We start from the raw sequence: 15,768 nt of genomic DNA on the forward strand, positions 1-15,768 counted from the left end.
CACAGGCAATCGCCCGTAAAAGGCTCGGCGTTTCATGATCGTCTTGCGATCTCTTTCACTGTTGATTTTCGGTCTTTGGCTGGGGTGCGGATCGGCCCAGGCCGACAAGCGCGTTGCGCTCGTCATTGGCAATTCCGCTTACAAGAACGCACCGCGGCTTGCGAACCCGGTGAATGACGCCGGGCTCGTGGGCAGCATGTTCAGGAACGCGGGTTTCGATACGGTCGAGATCCGGCTGGACCTCAATGCCAGCGAAATGCGGCGATCGCTACGCGAGTTCGCGGCCAGGACGCGCGATGCCGACATGGCGGTGATCTACTATGCAGGCCATGGCATCGAGCTGGACGGCAGCAACTATCTCGTTCCGACCGATGCCATGCTGGAAACCGATGGCGATGTCCTCGACGAGACGATCGCACTGGATCGCGCGCTGTATGCGGTCGAACCGGCCAAACAACTCCGCCTCGTCATCCTCGATGCGTGCCGCGACAACCCTTTCGCCAAGACGATGAAGCGCACCCTGGCCTCGCGCGCGATTGGTGGCGGACTTGCCAAGGTCGAGCCGACCAGTCCGAACACGATGATCGCCTTTGCGGCCAAGGCGGGATCGACGGCGTCGGATGGCGACTCCCGCAACAGCCCGTTCGCGGTCGCGCTGACCGATCATCTCCCGAAGCCCGGGCTCGACTTGCGCAAGGCATTCGGGTTTGTCCGTGACGACGTCTTGAAGAAGACCGGCAACAAGCAGGAGCCGTATGTCTATGGCTCCCTGGGCGGCAGCGACGTGCCGCTGGTGCCGCTGAGGCCAGTCGCAGCAGGTCCGCAGGCAAACCCGCAGGACAGTGTGCGCAAGGACTACGAGCTGGCGCTTCAGGCCGGCCTGCGCGAAGCCTGGGAAGCATTCCTCCAGACCTATCCGGACGGCTTTTACGCCAACCTCGCTCGTGTGCAGTTGAAGAAGATTGCCGCCGAGGAGGATCGCACGGTGGCGACCGAGAAGGCGCGTCTGGCCGAACAGGAGAAGGCGAGGCTCGCGACCGAACGAGCCCAGAAGGCCGAGCAGGAGAAAGCCGCCGCAGCTGCCAAAGCCGCGGAAGAGGCGAGGATCGCGGCCGAGAAAGCCAAGCAGATCGAGCAGGCCAAGGCGGAGGCGGCCGAACGAGATCGCAAGGCGGCGGAAGCTGCCGCGGCCAAGTCGCTCGCGGAGAAGCGGGCGCTCGAGAAAGCGGCGACGGAGGCCGCAACGAAGCAGGCTGCGGAGAAGAAGGCGGCTGATGCCGAAAGCAGGAAGGTCGCTGCGCTGGCGCCGCCGCCGAGTGCTCCGCCGCCCGGCGATCTCGCGAAATCCGTTCAGAGCGAGCTGCGTCGCGTCGGCTGCCTTTCGGTCGCCGCGGACGGCGACTGGAACGCCGCAACGCAGCGCTCGCTGACGCTGTTCAACAAATATGCCGGCACCCAACTCGACGCGAAGCTTGCAAGTGTCGACGCGCTCGATGCGCTGAAGGCGAAGCCAGGACGCGTCTGTCCGCTCGTATGCAATTTCGGCTTCAAGGCCGACGGCGATCAATGCGCGAAGATCACCTGCCGCGCCGGCTATCACGTCGGCGATGACAATGAATGCGAGAAGGTGCCGGAGAAGAAGCCGGTGGTCACGCGCGAGGATTCGAAGAGGCGCGACCAGGACCGCAAGGAGGCGGAGTCCGCGGCTCCGAAGTCGCAGTCCTCTGGGCAGATGATCTGCAACAACGCCGGATGCAGACCGGTCGCAAAGGGCTGTCACCTCGGGCCGGTGCCCAATGCGAACGCCAGCGCCAAGATCACCGGCGAGGTCTGCAACTGAGGGCCAGGCAGCGGTGATGTCCGGCCGGACCAGACACGTCTGCGGTTGAGGTGAAGGGCAGGCGACACGAGGCTTGCGTGCCCCGCCGCAAGCGAGCATCATTCCCAAAAAAAATGGGGAAAACCGATGCTTGAGCTCTCGCGCCGCAGTCACCTTCAGCAATTGTCGGCCGTGCTCGGATCCGCCGCGCTGCCTGGGTGGTCGAGATGCGCTAGGGCTTCGGAGGCAGACATTCCCCCCGAGGGCATCGGCAAGGGCATCAAGCACATCTCCTACAGCGACATCGGCGGACGGCCCGACAGCGTGCAGGTGATGTTCAACCGGCAGCATGTCTATGTCGGACATATGTTCAGCGACGGCGTGACGGTCCTGGACGCATCCGATCCGCGTGCGCTGAAGCCGGTCAATTTCTTCACCGCGGGACAATACACTCGCACCCACCATTTACAGGTGGCGGAAGACCTGCTGCTGCTTGCAAACGGCGCCAACATCGTCGCGATGCAGTCCTACGACAATATGCGCGGCTATTTCGAGAACACGCTGGTCGACAGCATCACCAAGGCCAAGAAATTCCGCTGTGGGCTGTCGATCCACGACATATCGAAACCGAACGAGATGCGCGAAATCGCATTCCTCGAAATGCCCGGCTTCGGCATCAATCGGCTGTGGTGGCCGGGCGGCCGCTATGCCTATGTATCGGCGCATCTCGACGGGTTCACCGACCACATCCTTTGCGTGGTCGATCTCAAGACCATCACCAAGCCGGAGATCGTCGCGAAATGGTGGCTGCCGGGCATGAACCGTGCGGCCGGCGAGCCGGCAACGCCGAAGGGCAAGCGCTTTGCGCTCCATCACATGATCACGGCGGGTGATCGCGGCTATGCTGCCTGGCGCGATGGCGGCTTCACCATTCACGACATCAGCGATCCCGTGAATCCAAAGCTGCTGTCCCACATCAACTGGTCGCCGCCCTTCGCCGGCGGGACGCATACGCCGCTGCCGCTGCCCAAGCGACAGCTCGCAATCGTCGCCGACGAAGCGAACGCGGACAATTGCGCCAAGGGGCTGTTCCATACATTCGTTCTCGACGTGCGCGCGCCGGCAAATCCGGTGCCGATCGCGACCCTGCCGACCCCGCGCGACCGCGATTTCTGCACGAACGGCTCTTTGGTCCGCATAATCTGCACGAGAACCGCCCGGGCTCGTTCCAGAGCGAGGAGACGATCTTCGCAACCTACAACAATGCCGGCGTCAGGGTGTTCGACGTCAGGGACGCCTTCGCACCGGAGGAGATCGCGTATTGGGTGCCGCCGACACCGAAAAAGCTCATCGATCCGCGCCCGAACGTCGCGCTCGCGGCCAAAACCTGCGACGCCTATGTCCGGCCTGACGGGCTGATGTTCGTCTCCGACTGGAACGCCGGCATGCACGTGCTGCAATATCAGGGATGAGCGGTGTTGTAGGGTGGGCAAAGGCGCGAAGCGCCGTGCCCACCATTTGCAGCGGAGAAGTTTGTGGTGGGCACGCTTTCGCTTTGCCCACCCTGCGAGACCTGCACTAACCCGCCGGCATCCGCGTCTCTACCAGGCGCGCCCAATACGACGCGCCGTGGCCGAGGATGTTGTCGTTGAAGACGTAGGCCGGGTGGTGGCACTCGTTGCCGTCGCCCATGCCGACCAGGATCATCGCGCCGGGGCGTGCTTCCAGCATGAAGGAAAAATCTTCGGCGCCCATCATCGGAATGAACTTGTCGTTGACGCGCTCGGCGCCGACGATGTCGCGGGCGACGTCGGCGGCAAGGCCGGCCTCGCGCGCATGGTTCATCGTCACCGGATACATGCGCGTGTATTTGGTCTCCGCCGAGCCGCCATAGGCGCGCGCGATGCTCTCGGCGACTTCGCCGATGCGGCGCTCGACGAGATCGCGCACTTCAGGGTCGAGCGTGCGCACGGTGCCGCCGAGCTCGGCGATCTCCGGGATGATGTTGAAGGCCGTACCGGAGTGGAATTGCGTGATCGAGATTACGGCGGACTTCAGCGGATCGACGTTGCGCGCGACGATCGACTGCAGCGCATTGACGATCTGCGAACCGATCAGCACGCTGTCGATCGACTTGTGCGGACCCGCGCCGGCGTGGCCGCCCTTGCCGTGGACCGTGATCTGGATGTTGTCGGAGGAGGCGAGCATCGCGCCGGGCGTGGTCGCGAAATGTCCTTCGGGCAGGCCCGGCATGTTGTGCATGCCGTAGACCTCCTGGATGTTCCAGCGCGTCATCAGCCCATCCTCGACCATCGCCTTGCCGCCGCCGCCGCCTTCCTCGGCGGGCTGGAAGATCACCACGGCCGTGCCGTCGAAGTTGCGCGTCTCGGTCAGGTATTTTGCCGCGCCCAGCAGCATCGCGGTATGGCCGTCATGGCCGCAGGCGTGCATCTTGCCCGGGACCTTCGATGCATAAGGCACGCCCGACGTCTCCATGATCGGCAGCGCGTCCATGTCGGCGCGCAGGCCAATGGTCTTGCCCGAGGCGGACTTGCGGCCGCGGATCACGCCGATGACGCCGGTGCGGCCGATGCCCGTCACCACCTCGTCGCAGCCGAACTCGCGCAAGCGGTCGGCGACGATGCCGGCGGTGCGGTGGACGTCGTATTGCAGCTCCGGATTCTCGTGGAAGTCATGGCGCCAAGCGGCCATTTCGTCGGAGAGGGCGGCAACGCGATTGACGATGGGCATGGAGGCTCCGTCTCTGTTGTTGTTGCCGGATGAGCGAAGAGACATCCGGGATCTTTGTGAGAGAAGTCACGGGTATCGCTGCGCTCACCCGGGCTACGAATGACGCTCAGCTTTCACCGAACACGCGCTTGAAGATCGTGTCGACGTGCTTGAAGTGATAGCCGAGGTCGAACTGCTCCTCGATCTCGGCGTCGGTGAGATACTTCTTCACGTCAGCGTCCTTCTTCAGGAGCTGGAGGAAGTCGCCTTCGCCGCGCCAGACCGGCATGGCGTTGCGCTGCACGAGCTTGTAGGCGTCCTCGCGGCTTGCGCCCTTCTGCGTCAGCGCCAGCAGAACGCGCTGCGAATGCACGAGGCCGCCGAGGCGGTCGAGGTTCTTCTGCATGTTGGCGGGGTACACCAGCAGCTTGTCGATCAGGCCGGCGAGGCGCACCAGCGCGAAGTCGAGCGTCACGGTCGCGTCGGGGCCCATCATGCGCTCGGCGGAGGAATGCGAGATGTCGCGCTCGTGCCAGAGCACGACGTTCTCCAGCGCCGGCGTCACATAGGCGCGCACCATGCGCGACAGTCCGGTGAGATTTTCCGAGAGCACCGGATTGCGCTTGTGCGGCATCGCGGACGAACCCTTCTGCCCTTCGGAGAAGAACTCCTCGGCTTCCATCACTTCGGTGCGCTGCATGTGGCGGATCTCCACCGCGAAACGCTCGACCGAGGAAGCGATCACGCCGAGCGTCGAGAAATACATCGCGTGGCGGTCGCGGGGGATGACCTGCGTCGAGATCGGCTCGGGGACGAGGCCCATGGCTTTCGCAACATGCTGTTCGACGCGCGGATCGATCTGGGCAAACGTGCCGACCGCGCCGGAGATGGCGCAGGTGGCGACTTCCTTGCGCGCCACGATCAGGCGCTCCTTGGCGCGCGAGAATTCCGCATAGGCGTAGGCGAGCTTGAGGCCGAAGGTCACGGGTTCGGCGTGGATGCCGTGGCTGCGGCCGATGGTCGGCGTCATCTTGTGCTCGAGGGCGCGCTTCTTCAGCGCCGCCAGCACCTTGTCGAGGTCGGCGAGCAGCAGGTCAGCGGCGCGGGTGAGCTGGACGTTGAGGCAGGTGTCGAGCACGTCGGAGGAGGTCATGCCCTGATGCACGAAGCGCGCTTCGTGGCCGACGATCTCGGCGAGGTGGGTGAGGAAGGCGATGACGTCGTGCTTGGTCTCGCGCTCGATCTCGTCGATGCGGGCGACGTCGAAAGTAACGTCCTTGGCCTTGGCCCAGACCGTTTTGGCGGCCTCCTTGGGAATCGTGCCGAGCTCGGCAAGGGCGTCCGCCGCATGCGCCTCGATCTCGAACCAGATCTTGAACCGGGTCTGCGGCTCCCAGATCGAGGCCATTTCCGGGCGGGTATAGCGGGGGATCATTGGACTGCTCCAGGAAGGTGGGCGGGCGACCCAGAAGGGGCGACCTGCCAAAATGCTTTTTACGCCGTGACTTAGCAGAGCGGGGAGAGCGAAACAAACGGCACCGGCAACGTAGCGGGGGATGATTGGGCTGGGTGGGGGGCATCGGCCGGCCGCGGCGCGCGATGAGCGGCACGTGCCCCGGGGCCGCAGATATTAACTGTCAATCACGGATCATTGACTGACAGATATTGAAATCTGTCAGCGAGACGTGTATATCTGTCGTCGGACGCTCCGATTGGGCGTCTGGCGGCATCCCGGGAGCCCGACGTCCCAAACAAATGGGGGATTGAGGGTCGCAATTGAACAACAGGGACCGCCAATTGATTGGAGAATTACGACAATGACGACCGAAATCATCAATTTGACCGGGACGATTGGGCACTGGCTCAATTTACTGGTGGCGCGCCAGATCGCGGCGCAGGCTGCAAAACTGCCTCATTAAGGCGAGAGCTTTCCGAAACGACCGGCACGGGCGCTTCGGAAGCAGCTCTGTCGCCGGGTAACTGAGCCCTCAACGGGAACATGGTGCTGGCATGAACGAAGCCGTTATCTTGACGCCGGAGCGGATCCTCGAAGTCACCGAGGACGTGTTGCGGCGTTACGGACTGGCCAAAGCCACCGTGGTCGACGTTGCCCGTGCGCTCGATGTGAGCCATGGCAGCGTCTATCGCCATTTCCCGAGCAAGGCTTCACTGCGCGAAGCGGTTGCCAAACGCTGGCTTGACCGCATCGACGCGCCGCTGCTGGCGATCGCCAAGGAGCAGGGCCCGGCGCCTGACAGGCTCGACCGCTGGCTGCGCACGCTGTTCGCCGCCAAACGTTCGCGTGTGCTCGACGACCCCGAGATGTTCGACACTTATCTGACCCTGGCGCGCGAAGCCTGCGCGGCCGTCAAATGTCACAAGGACACCATGATCGACCAGATCGCGGCAATCCTGTCCGACGGCGTGACGCAGGGCGTGTTCGCCGTCGATGACGTCAAGACCACCGCGCGTGCGATCTTCGATGCCACAGTCCGCTTTCACCATCCGGCCCATGCCGACGAGTGGAAGGATGCCGATCTCTCGGCGCGTGTCGATGCGACGCTGGCGCTGGTATTGCGCGGGCTGAAGGCGTAGGCCGAATACTCCACGCGCTGTTCCAAAGCCGTTCGATCGCCCGCATGGGCGGCGCTTTTATCCGTCGACCTTGTGGGCGAGGGCACCATCGCGGAGCGAACGCGGATGGTGGGACTTTTTCCGCGCACGAAGAGCGGTACCCGCCAATGGCACGACCGGCGGGCTTTCCGGATACGCATTGACTTCAATTTCGACGAGGTCCTTCGCCCGCTTTCGAAGCCTGTAGAATGCAAGCTCCTGTTCGAGCATGGGGCAGTGGAATCGAATGGTTGCTGTGTCTGGCAAGCGGCAGAGTTCATCGATGAGCTCGCCGACAGTGATGAGCGCGGGATAGGTAGCTTCGCGGATAGCCTTACTCATGGCGGAACTCCTTCACTGCGGTACTAACTGGAGTTCGATGGCCTCCGTTCCAATCCGCATCGCAAGGCGGTCGAAATATACCTGGGAGACGCCCGCATGCGGAGGATGGCTCCGTGCGCCTGCCTTCAGGGAGGGGCAAACATCTAGATCTTCGTCAGTCCACAATTGGCTGCCAGCCGCACCAGCTGCGCATCCGTGCGCGCGCCGGTCTTGGTCTTGATCAGATAGTGATAGTTCTGCACCGTCTTGACGCTGAGATTGAGATGCGCAGCGATCTGTTCGGTCGTGGCACCGCCGGCGAACTGGCGCAGGATCTCGATCTCGCGTTCTCCCAATTGATCCAGCGCCGAGCCCGCCGACAGACTGTCCTCGGCCAAGATGTGCGCGATGTCGTCGCTCATGGCGCGCTCGCCGCGGGCAACGCTGCGGATCGCGGACACGACTGCGGACGGCTCGCTACTCTTGGTGACGAAGCCGCTGGCGCCGGCACTGAAGGCTGCCTTCACCAGAACGGCTTCGTTGTGCATGGTAAAGACGAGGATGCGCGCCCGCGGACTGCGCGCGCGGATGTTGCGGATGGCTTCCAGTCCGCTCGCGCCGGGCATCGAGATATCAAGCACGACGACATCAGGATCGCTCGCCTTGAAGGCGCTGTAGGCATCCGCAGCGTTGTCGGCTTCCGCCACGACATGCAGATCACCCTGGCTTTCCAGCACGCGCCGATAGCCTTGCCGCACGATCGGATGGTCGTCGACCAGCAGCACGGAAATGCCTGTTGCCGTAATCTCGTTCATGCCGGCCTCATGCGGCGAGCGGGATGGTGGCGGCGACGCTGAGTCCGCCTCGGGCGGGCAGGATCGAGAATGATCCACCGGCCGCTGCGACGCGCTCGCGGATGCCGGTGAGGCCGAAGCCGGCCGACTGCTTGACGCGTGCCGCGTCGCCGCCGCCATCGTCGTCGACACGGATCAGCAATGCATCGTCGTCGCCCGCGCGCCGTTCCACGCTGAGCGAAATCTCGCGTGCCGCGCCGTGGCGCAACGCGTTGGTCAGGCATTCCTGCGCGACGCGATAGGCCGTGATAGCGGCCGGGCCGCTGATGTCGGTGAGGTCGCCCTTGAGATCGAGCTGGATCGTCGGCCGCGCCGAGCTCTGCGAGCGCCAGCTATCCACCAAATTCACGAGGCTCGCCTCCAGTCCGAGCTCGGCGGGCAGGGGATTGCGCAGGCGCTTCAGCGCGTCGCGCAGCGAGGCCATCAGATGATGCGTGGCCTGCGAGATCATCCGCGCGTCCTGCACGATGTCGTCGCGCTTATCTGCCTTCGTGCTCGCCGTTTCGATGGTGTTGGCGAAGGCGAGGATGGCCGAGAGATTTTGTCCGAACTCGTCGTGCAGCTCGCGGGCGAGCGCGCGGCGTTCGTCGTCGCGGATCTCGATCAGGCGCCGCGTCAGCGCCGCGCGCTGTTCGGTCGCCTCCTCCAGCCGGCCGCCGAGCTCGCCGACGGCGCTGCCGATCATCGCCAGCTCCATCGAGCGGAAGCGCGGCAGTTTCGTGCGATAATGGCCGCGGGCCATGCGCTGCAAGGCCGTGACGATCGTGCGCGCCGGCGCCAGCGCATGCGCGATCGCGAGCGAGGCCAGCAGCGCGATCGCCGCCGCCATCAAAAGCGCGACGTCGATCACGTTGAGGATGTACTCCCAGGCGAGCGAAATGGCGGCCGTTTCATCCGGCGTCGCGACCACCGTTCCGGCGGTCGCCGCGCGGGGACTGACGGGCCGTATCACTTCGGCATGGCTGCCGAGGAAGGTCGGCACGATCGACGCGAACCAGCGCGGCGGCGTCTTGCCCAGCCCCTCGCTCTGGCCGCAGAGCGGCTTTTCGAATGCGATGGCCGGTTGGAATTCGACGCAGACGCCGGGCGAGATCAGCTTCATCGTCTCCAGCGTGCGCCACTCCGGAACCGGCAGAAGCTGCTCGCGTGTTCTGCTGCTACGCAACAGGAATTCGTGCCAATACAGGGCCTGAAGCGCCTGGGCGACCCGCTGCGCCGAGGCCGCAGTTGCCCGGTCGACGCTGCGATAGGCGTCGAACGTGGCCCAGATCGTCGCCGCCCCAAGGCAGAGCGCGACGATGAGAAACAGACGGGCGACAAGCTGAAGCACAAGGCGCATGCGATCACCCCAAAGTTTGCTAAGGTCAGCCTAACAACGCCGCCGCGCCTTGCCAATTGCGAGGCACGGCAAGATGGCAGCTCGGGCAAATTTCCCAAGCCGGATTGGGCATGGCTCTTTGGACGGGGGGCGGCGGCTTTGATCTAATGGGCGGAATTCACGGCCAGGAGCGGTGCAGCATGAGTTCGATGACGATTGGGCCAATCGCGGGGCCTGCTGCCGACCCATCCGAGCGCAGTGCGCTCCTGTTCTGGATGATCTTCACCGGGCTTTCGATCTTCGCCGTCGTGCTGCTGTGGCGGTTCGGCCTGATCCGCCTGATGCTGACCTCAGATCGGACCTACATTTCCAGCGTGATCGCGCTGCTCTATGTCCTCACCTGCGGTCACTGCTTCCTGCGCACGCGGGCCATTGCCCGCGAGGGCGCGGCGGCAAGGCGCTGCCGCGCGGTGCTTGCGGCCCCCGAGGGCGGCAGGGCGCTCGACGTCGGCGCTGCCGCGCTGCCGCGCGGGCTGGTGCGGGACCACATTGAGAGCCTCGTGACCAAGGCCGCGGCGCAGGACTACCGCCCCGTCGACCAGACGCTATTGCTGCGAACGCTCGCCGACCGGCTGCGCGGCTCCAACGGCTTCGGGGCCTTCGTCTCGGATACGCTGATGAAGCTCGGCCTGCTCGGCACCATCGTCGGCTTCATCATCATGCTGGCGCCGATCGCGGGACTGGATGCCGCCGACAAGGTCGCGATGCGATCATCGATGGGACTAATGAGCGACGGCATGGCGGTCGCGATGTACACGACGCTGGCGGGCCTCGTCGGTTCGATCCTGGTCCGCATCCAGTATTACATGCTGGATGCCGCGACCCAGAAGGTGTTCTCGGATGCGGTGGTGCTGACCGAGACCTATGTGACGCCGGTGCTGGAACGTAAGGGCGCTGGAATCGCGACATGATGGATGATTTCGGTCTCTATCCGCGCGAGGAGCCGTTCGATCCCTTGGGCGTGATGCTGTTCAAGGCGCTCCAGGTGATCGCTTTCCTGTTCTTCCTCGCGCTGCTCGCGGTCTCGCCGGACGCCAAGGACGGCAAGATCGACTCCAAGGCCGAGTTCATGATCACGCTGGACTGGCCCGACAGCCATCCCGACGATCTCGACCTGTTCGTGCAGGATCCCGTGGGCAATATCGCCTGGTATCGCCACCGCGAGGCCGGCTTCCTCACGCTTGACCGCGACGATCGCGGCGGAGCCAACGACTTCATCATGGTCAACGGCAAAAAGATTGCCTCGCCGATCCGCGAAGAGATCGTCACGGTGCGGGGCATCGTTCCCGGCGAATACACCGTCAATGTCTCACATTTCGTGGCTACGACCGGCGAGCCTGTGACGGCCAATGTGAAGGTGCAAAAACTCAATCCGACGGCGCAGGTGATCTTCGATAACAAGTTCACGGTCGATCACACCGGCGACGAGAAGACCGCGGTGCGGTTCCGGCTCGACGCCGAAGGCAAGGTCGTCAATGTGGACCAGCGGCCGAAATCGCTGCTGGAGACCTTTCGCAGCGGCTGGCGCAACGGCGCCGATCTCGACCCGAGCACCGGCGTGAGCAAGAACGCTGTGAGGGTGCGCCGTGACTAGCCTGCAAACGGTCATCCTCACGCTATCGATAGCCTACGCCGTCATCGGTGCGCTGCTGCTGGTCGTTCTGGTCTATGCGCGGCTGCATTGGTCGTTCAAGGCGGTCGCGGTGGTCGTGACCAGTGCGTTCTATGTCGTCAGCTTCACCGAGATGCGCGGGCTGCTCGGCTGGGCCAGCGCCGATCGGCTGCCGGCCTCGTTCAAGCTGCTGAAGGCCCGCATCGTCGAGCCGCATTCGCTGGAGGGCGATCCCGGCTCGATCTATCTCTGGGTCGAGCAGCTCGACGAGGACAATCGGCCGAGTGGCATCCCGCGCGCCTTTCGTGTGCCCTACAATGACAGGCTGGCCGACAAGACCCATGCGGCGGAGAACGAGATCGCGCTGGGACATCCGCAAGGCGGCCGGGCCGCCGATTTCGGCGGCGGCGATGGCAGCCTCATCGACATGGTCCGGGAATATGTGACGCCCAAGACCATCATGGAGACGAGCGGAGGCGATTCCTCGACCGGCGAATTCCTGGCACCACCGGCCGGCGCGCAGGGCGCCGTGTTCACGCCGTTGCCGCCGCCCCGGATGCCGCCGAAGGACGAGCAATAGGCTCTTCACCATCGCGACAGGGCAGTGCTGGCAAACCGCGCGCCGCTGGCGCATGTTCTTGAGCTCCCTCAATTTAGCCTTATCGGCTCCCAATAAGGTTCGAGGGTGGAGGGTGCGTGCTTCTCGCTGTCTTCTCGGATATCCACGGCAACCGGCAGGCGTTCGAGGCGTGCCTGAAAGTCGCGCGGGCGCGTGGCGCCGAGCGCTTCATCCTGCTTGGCGACTTCGTCGGCTATGGCGCCGATCCGGAATGGGTGGTGGATACCGCGATGGAGCTGGTTGTCCAAGGCGCCGTCGCCGTGCGCGGCAATCATGACCAGGCGGTGAATTCCTCGGCCGAGACCATGAATGCCGAGGCGCAAATCGCGATCGAATGGACCCGCGGCCGGCTCGACACCGCGCAGCGGCGGTTCCTGGCGGAATTGCCGATGCTGGTGGAGGACGGCGATCGCCTGTTCGTGCATTCGGAAGCCTCCAGCCCCCGAAGCTGGCACTATGTCCGATCGACCGCCGACGCAGCCAAGAGCCTGATCGCGACGCCGGCTCATGTCACGTTCTGCGGCCACATCCACCGCCCGGCGATCTATTCGATGTCGGTGACGGCGAAGATGTCGGGACTCGTGCCCAAGACTGACGTCTCCGTACCGCTGCTGCGCGGCCGGCAATGGATTGCGGTGCTCGGCTCGGTCGGCCAGCCGCGCGATGGCGATCCATCCGCGGCTTTCGCGCTGTTCGACACGGTCTCGTGCCAGATCACCTATTGCCGCGCGCCCTACGACGTCGAGACGGCCGCGAACCGGATCCGCGAGAACGGCCTGCCGCATTGGCTCGCCGACCGACTGTCGCAGGGGCGTTAGAGGCCGATGCCGAAACCCCTCGTCAAATCAGGCGCAGAGATCGACGGCTACACGATTGGCGAATGCGTCCATGCCGGCGGAATGGCGACGCTGTGGACCGTCACCCGTCCCGGCCTCGACGTGCCGCTGCTGATGAAAATTCCGCGGGTGTCGGAGGGCGAGGACCCCGCGGCGATCGTCTCCTTCGAGATGGAGATGATGATCCTGCCGCGGCTTGCGGGTCCGCACGTGCCCTCCTGTTTCGGCACCGGCGATTTCGCCCACCAGGCCTATGTCGTGATCGAGCGCATCTCCGGGACCACGCTCTACAAGCGGTTGCCCGACCTACCGCTGCCGTATGACGAGGCGCGGCAGCTCGTCGCCAGGATCGCAACGGGGCTTGCTGATTTGCACCGGCAGAACGTGATCCATCACGACATCAAGCCGAGCAGCATCATGTTCCGCGAGAGCGGCGAGGCGGTGTTGATCGACTATGGCCTGTCGCATCACAACCATCTGCCGGACCTGTTGCAGGAGGAATTCCGCCTGCCTTACGGCACCGCGCCCTATATGGCGCCAGAACGGTTGTCAGGGGTGCGCGACGATCCGCGCAGCGATCTGTTTTCGCTGGGCGTGCTGCTCTATTTCTTCACGACCGGCGAGCGGCCGTTCGGCGAGGGCGAGACACTGCGTGCGATGCGGCGCCGGCTTTGGCGCGATCCGCACCCGCCGCGCGGCTTGCGCGCTGATTATCCGCCCTGGCTCCAGGAGGTGGTGCTGCGGTGCCTCGAGATCGAACCGGTGCGGCGCTATCCGACGGCGTCGCAGCTCGCCTTCGATCTGACCCATCCGGACCAGATCAGGCTCACCACACGCTCGGAGCGGATGAAGCGCGACCCGTTAAGCGTCGCTTGGCGGCGCCGCTTCAACCAGGGCGTCATGCAGCCGCGCGCGAAATCGGATGTCGCAGCCCAGATCGCATCAAGCCCGATCCTCGCGGTCGCGCTCGACACGGTGGAAGGCGCCCCCGAGCTGAACGAAGCGTTGCGCGTCACCACCGAGCGTATTCTCGCCACGCTGCCGTCGGCGCGGCTCGCCTGTCTCAACGTGCTGAGGCTCAACCGCATCGCGATTGACAGGACGCTGGATGAGCAGGGCTCCAACAAGCATATCGACCGGTTGGTGGCGCTCAGACACTGGGCCACGCCGCTCAAGCTCGATGAGAGCCGGCTCTCGGCTCACGTGCTGGAAGCCGTCGATCCCGCGGCGGCCATCCTGGAGTTTTGCGAGGTCAACCACGTCGACCACGTCATCATCGGCGCGCGGCAGGGCTCGTTCAGGCGCACGCTGCTCGGCAGCGTCTCGGCCAAGGTGGCCTCGGAAGCGGCCTGCACCGTCACTGTGGTACGGCCGCCGCGAATGGCTGCGGATGCGGGCGAGGAGGCCGGATAGGGCCGCGCTCTGGATCCTGGAGGCTCAGGCCGCGTGAGCGGTGTGGACGGAGCGCTTGCGACGGATCGGCCAGGAGAATTGCGGGCCGGGCTCGCAGTGATCCGCGCTGCCGCCGAAGAACTGGATGATCTCGCGGCACGGCTCGCAGTTGAACAGGTTACGCGACGCGGATGCCTTGGTCATTTCCTTGAGGCAGTTCGGGCAATGCGGCTTCATGAGCTTGGTCCAGAAAAGAATTCAATGCCGGCGCGGTGACCGGAGCGGGTGATCCAGGTCCATCTCGGGCCCGGTGTCGTCGCGCATCTCGCCTTCGGTGCGTTCGAGCCGACCGAAGAAAAAATCGAGGTCAGGATGTGGGCGCCGCGGGATGCGGCACCGGCGCTTCGGCTGACGTTTCACGAGCGCGATCTGCATGGGGTCAGGCCCGATACCAGTCGCGACGAGCGATGCGGGCCGAGCGTACCGAGACCTTCACCGGTCCGGCCGATGGACCAAACACAACAAACGCACAAAAACCAAGCCACAACGCCACGCCAGTCCAGACCAGGGTCGTCGTCATGATGTGCTCCCGCGAAAACAGGCAAGAATCACTTGCGGTGATTTGCGCGAATCAGGGAAGCCCGGAGGAGTACGGATCAAGTTGCAAATTTAGGCATTACGCGCCGCAACACCCGTAGAGGCCGCACGTCTGCGGAGTCGAGCGGGCCCTCAGATCGCCTCGCCGCGTGCACCCGCGGCGGCGTTGCGGATTGCGGCGATGTTGGTCTTATAGGCGTCCTGCGTGCCGCCCCTGAACACGGACGTGCCGGCGACGAAGGCGTTGGCCCCGGCCGCAGCCAGGGGACCTGCGACGTCGGGCCCGACGCCGCCATCGACCTCGATATCGATCGGCCGGCCCGCTGTCATGGCGCGGATGTCGCGGATCTTGCCGATCGCGGAGGGGATGAAGGCCTGGCCGCCGAAGCCGGGATTGACCGACATCACCAGCACGAGGTCGACCAGGTCCAGGACGTATTCGAGGGCACTGATCGGCGTGCCCGGATTGAGCGAAACGCCGGCCTTCTTGCCGAGTGCGCGGATCGCCTGAAGCGAGCGGTGCAGATGGGGACCGGCCTCGGCATGCACGGTGATGTGGTCGCAGCCGGCTTTCGCGAAGGCCTCGAGATAGGGGTCACAGGGCGAGATCATCAGATGCGCGTCGAAGATCTTCTTGGTGTGCGGGCGCATCGCCTTAATGACGTCGGGGCCATACGAGATGTTGGGAACGAAGTGCCCGTCCATGACGTCGAGATGGATCCAGTCGGCTCCAGCGGCGTCCACGGCGCGCACCTCCTCGCCGAGCCTGGAGAAATCCGAGGCCAGGATCGAGGGCGCGATTGCCAGGGGGCGGGGAGCGAAGGCTTGGGTCATGGCGGTTTCCCGTGGCGGCCGTAGAAGATGGACTCGCCTAACATGGGCCTCTCAGCCGGGCAATGCAGGGGCGGCGTGCTTCCTGTGGGCGGAAATTTCTGCCGCGACCGGCATGAATTGCCGGTGTTCCGGGCCGTGCAAAGTGCGGTGAAAGCGGATTTAA

Annotated in this window: 16 protein-coding genes and 1 pseudogene; 8 read left to right on the forward strand and 9 right to left on the reverse strand. The window is 64.6% G+C overall.

Annotated features, from left to right (window positions below):
• The first annotated feature begins 34 nt into the window (after window positions 1–34).
• Window positions 35–1,840: a caspase family protein gene (locus tag IVA93_RS13570; RefSeq protein ID WP_247409378.1), complete on the forward strand. Its 1,806-nt coding sequence runs from the start codon at window positions 35–37 to the stop codon at window positions 1,838–1,840.
• 126 nt (window positions 1,841–1,966) lie between these two features.
• Window positions 1,967–3,291 (forward strand): annotated as a pseudogene (locus IVA93_RS13575) (LVIVD repeat-containing protein).
• Window positions 3,292–3,397: 106 nt separating this feature from the next.
• On the opposite strand, the gene IVA93_RS13580 reads toward IVA93_RS13575, so the two are convergent.
• Both IVA93_RS13580 and purB read right to left on the reverse strand, forming a co-directional pair.
• The gene (locus IVA93_RS13580) at window positions 3,398–4,570 is read right to left on the reverse strand and encodes a M20 aminoacylase family protein (protein WP_247409376.1); all 1,173 of its coding nucleotides are present in this window, start codon (window positions 4,568–4,570) and stop codon (window positions 3,398–3,400) included.
• A 106-nt stretch (window positions 4,571–4,676) separates the two neighbouring features.
• Window positions 4,677–5,984 (reverse strand): adenylosuccinate lyase, encoded by a 1,308-nt coding sequence (purB, locus tag IVA93_RS13585; protein WP_247789828.1) that lies wholly within the window; start codon window positions 5,982–5,984, stop codon window positions 4,677–4,679.
• A gap of 575 nt (window positions 5,985–6,559) precedes the next feature.
• Here purB and IVA93_RS13590 point away from each other — a divergent pair.
• Entirely contained in the window at window positions 6,560–7,144 is a 585-nt protein-coding gene (locus IVA93_RS13590; RefSeq protein WP_018455555.1) for a TetR/AcrR family transcriptional regulator, read from the forward strand.
• A 57-nt stretch (window positions 7,145–7,201) separates the two neighbouring features.
• Here IVA93_RS13590 and IVA93_RS13595 read toward each other — a convergent pair whose 3' ends face one another.
• From IVA93_RS13595 to IVA93_RS13605, 3 genes are all read right to left on the reverse strand, one after another.
• A complete protein-coding gene (locus IVA93_RS13595) occupies window positions 7,202–7,504 on the reverse strand; it encodes a hypothetical protein (protein ID WP_018455556.1) in 303 nt (100 codons plus the stop codon).
• A gap of 143 nt (window positions 7,505–7,647) precedes the next feature.
• On the reverse strand, window positions 7,648–8,298 hold the full coding sequence (locus IVA93_RS13600) for a response regulator (RefSeq protein ID WP_204511645.1): 651 nt from the start codon (window positions 8,296–8,298) through the stop codon (window positions 7,648–7,650).
• A gap of 7 nt (window positions 8,299–8,305) precedes the next feature.
• On the reverse strand, window positions 8,306–9,676 hold the full coding sequence (locus IVA93_RS13605) for a sensor histidine kinase (protein ID WP_085351048.1): 1,371 nt from the start codon (window positions 9,674–9,676) through the stop codon (window positions 8,306–8,308).
• A 179-nt stretch (window positions 9,677–9,855) separates the two neighbouring features.
• Between IVA93_RS13605 and IVA93_RS13610 the strand changes: the two genes are divergently transcribed.
• The 5 genes from IVA93_RS13610 to IVA93_RS13630 all read left to right on the forward strand — a co-directional run bounded on the left by IVA93_RS13610 (window position 9,856) and on the right by IVA93_RS13630 (window position 14,195).
• Window positions 9,856–10,626, forward strand: coding sequence for a MotA/TolQ/ExbB proton channel family protein (locus IVA93_RS13610; protein ID WP_085351049.1), 771 nt, complete (start codon window positions 9,856–9,858; stop codon window positions 10,624–10,626).
• Entirely contained in the window at window positions 10,623–11,309 is a 687-nt protein-coding gene (locus tag IVA93_RS13615) for a DUF2135 domain-containing protein (RefSeq protein WP_085351050.1), read from the forward strand. The genes IVA93_RS13610 and IVA93_RS13615 overlap by 4 nt, the downstream gene beginning before the upstream one ends.
• Window positions 11,302–11,907 carry a hypothetical protein gene (locus IVA93_RS13620; RefSeq protein ID WP_204511643.1) on the forward strand — a complete coding sequence of 202 codons (606 nt, stop codon included), beginning with the start codon at window positions 11,302–11,304 and terminating at the stop codon, window positions 11,905–11,907. Before IVA93_RS13615 ends, IVA93_RS13620 begins: the two co-directional genes overlap by 8 nt.
• A gap of 116 nt (window positions 11,908–12,023) precedes the next feature.
• On the forward strand, window positions 12,024–12,764 hold the full coding sequence (locus tag IVA93_RS13625; protein ID WP_204511642.1) for a metallophosphoesterase family protein: 741 nt from the start codon (window positions 12,024–12,026) through the stop codon (window positions 12,762–12,764).
• A gap of 6 nt (window positions 12,765–12,770) precedes the next feature.
• Window positions 12,771–14,195, forward strand: coding sequence for a bifunctional serine/threonine-protein kinase/universal stress protein (locus IVA93_RS13630; protein WP_018455564.1), 1,425 nt, complete (start codon window positions 12,771–12,773; stop codon window positions 14,193–14,195).
• A 24-nt stretch (window positions 14,196–14,219) separates the two neighbouring features.
• On the opposite strand, the gene IVA93_RS13635 is transcribed toward IVA93_RS13630, so the two are convergent.
• From IVA93_RS13635 to rpe, 4 genes are all read right to left on the reverse strand, one after another.
• Complete coding sequence (locus tag IVA93_RS13635; protein WP_085351052.1) at window positions 14,220–14,411, reverse strand: hypothetical protein; 192 nt, start codon at window positions 14,409–14,411, stop codon at window positions 14,220–14,222.
• A 21-nt stretch (window positions 14,412–14,432) separates the two neighbouring features.
• Window positions 14,433–14,609 (reverse strand): hypothetical protein, encoded by a 177-nt coding sequence (locus IVA93_RS13640; protein WP_162847283.1) that lies wholly within the window; start codon window positions 14,607–14,609, stop codon window positions 14,433–14,435.
• Window positions 14,610–14,613: 4 nt separating this feature from the next.
• A complete protein-coding gene (locus tag IVA93_RS13645; protein WP_162847284.1) occupies window positions 14,614–14,754 on the reverse strand; it encodes a hypothetical protein in 141 nt (46 codons plus the stop codon).
• Between the two features lie 149 nt (window positions 14,755–14,903).
• The gene (rpe, locus tag IVA93_RS13650) at window positions 14,904–15,605 is read right to left on the reverse strand and encodes a ribulose-phosphate 3-epimerase (RefSeq protein ID WP_018455567.1); all 702 of its coding nucleotides are present in this window, start codon (window positions 15,603–15,605) and stop codon (window positions 14,904–14,906) included.
• Between the last annotated feature and the right edge of the window lie 163 nt (window positions 15,606–15,768).

This window comes from Bradyrhizobium sp. 155 (assembly GCF_023101105.1).
Classification (GTDB): Bacteria; Pseudomonadota; Alphaproteobacteria; order Rhizobiales; family Xanthobacteraceae; genus Bradyrhizobium; species Bradyrhizobium canariense_D.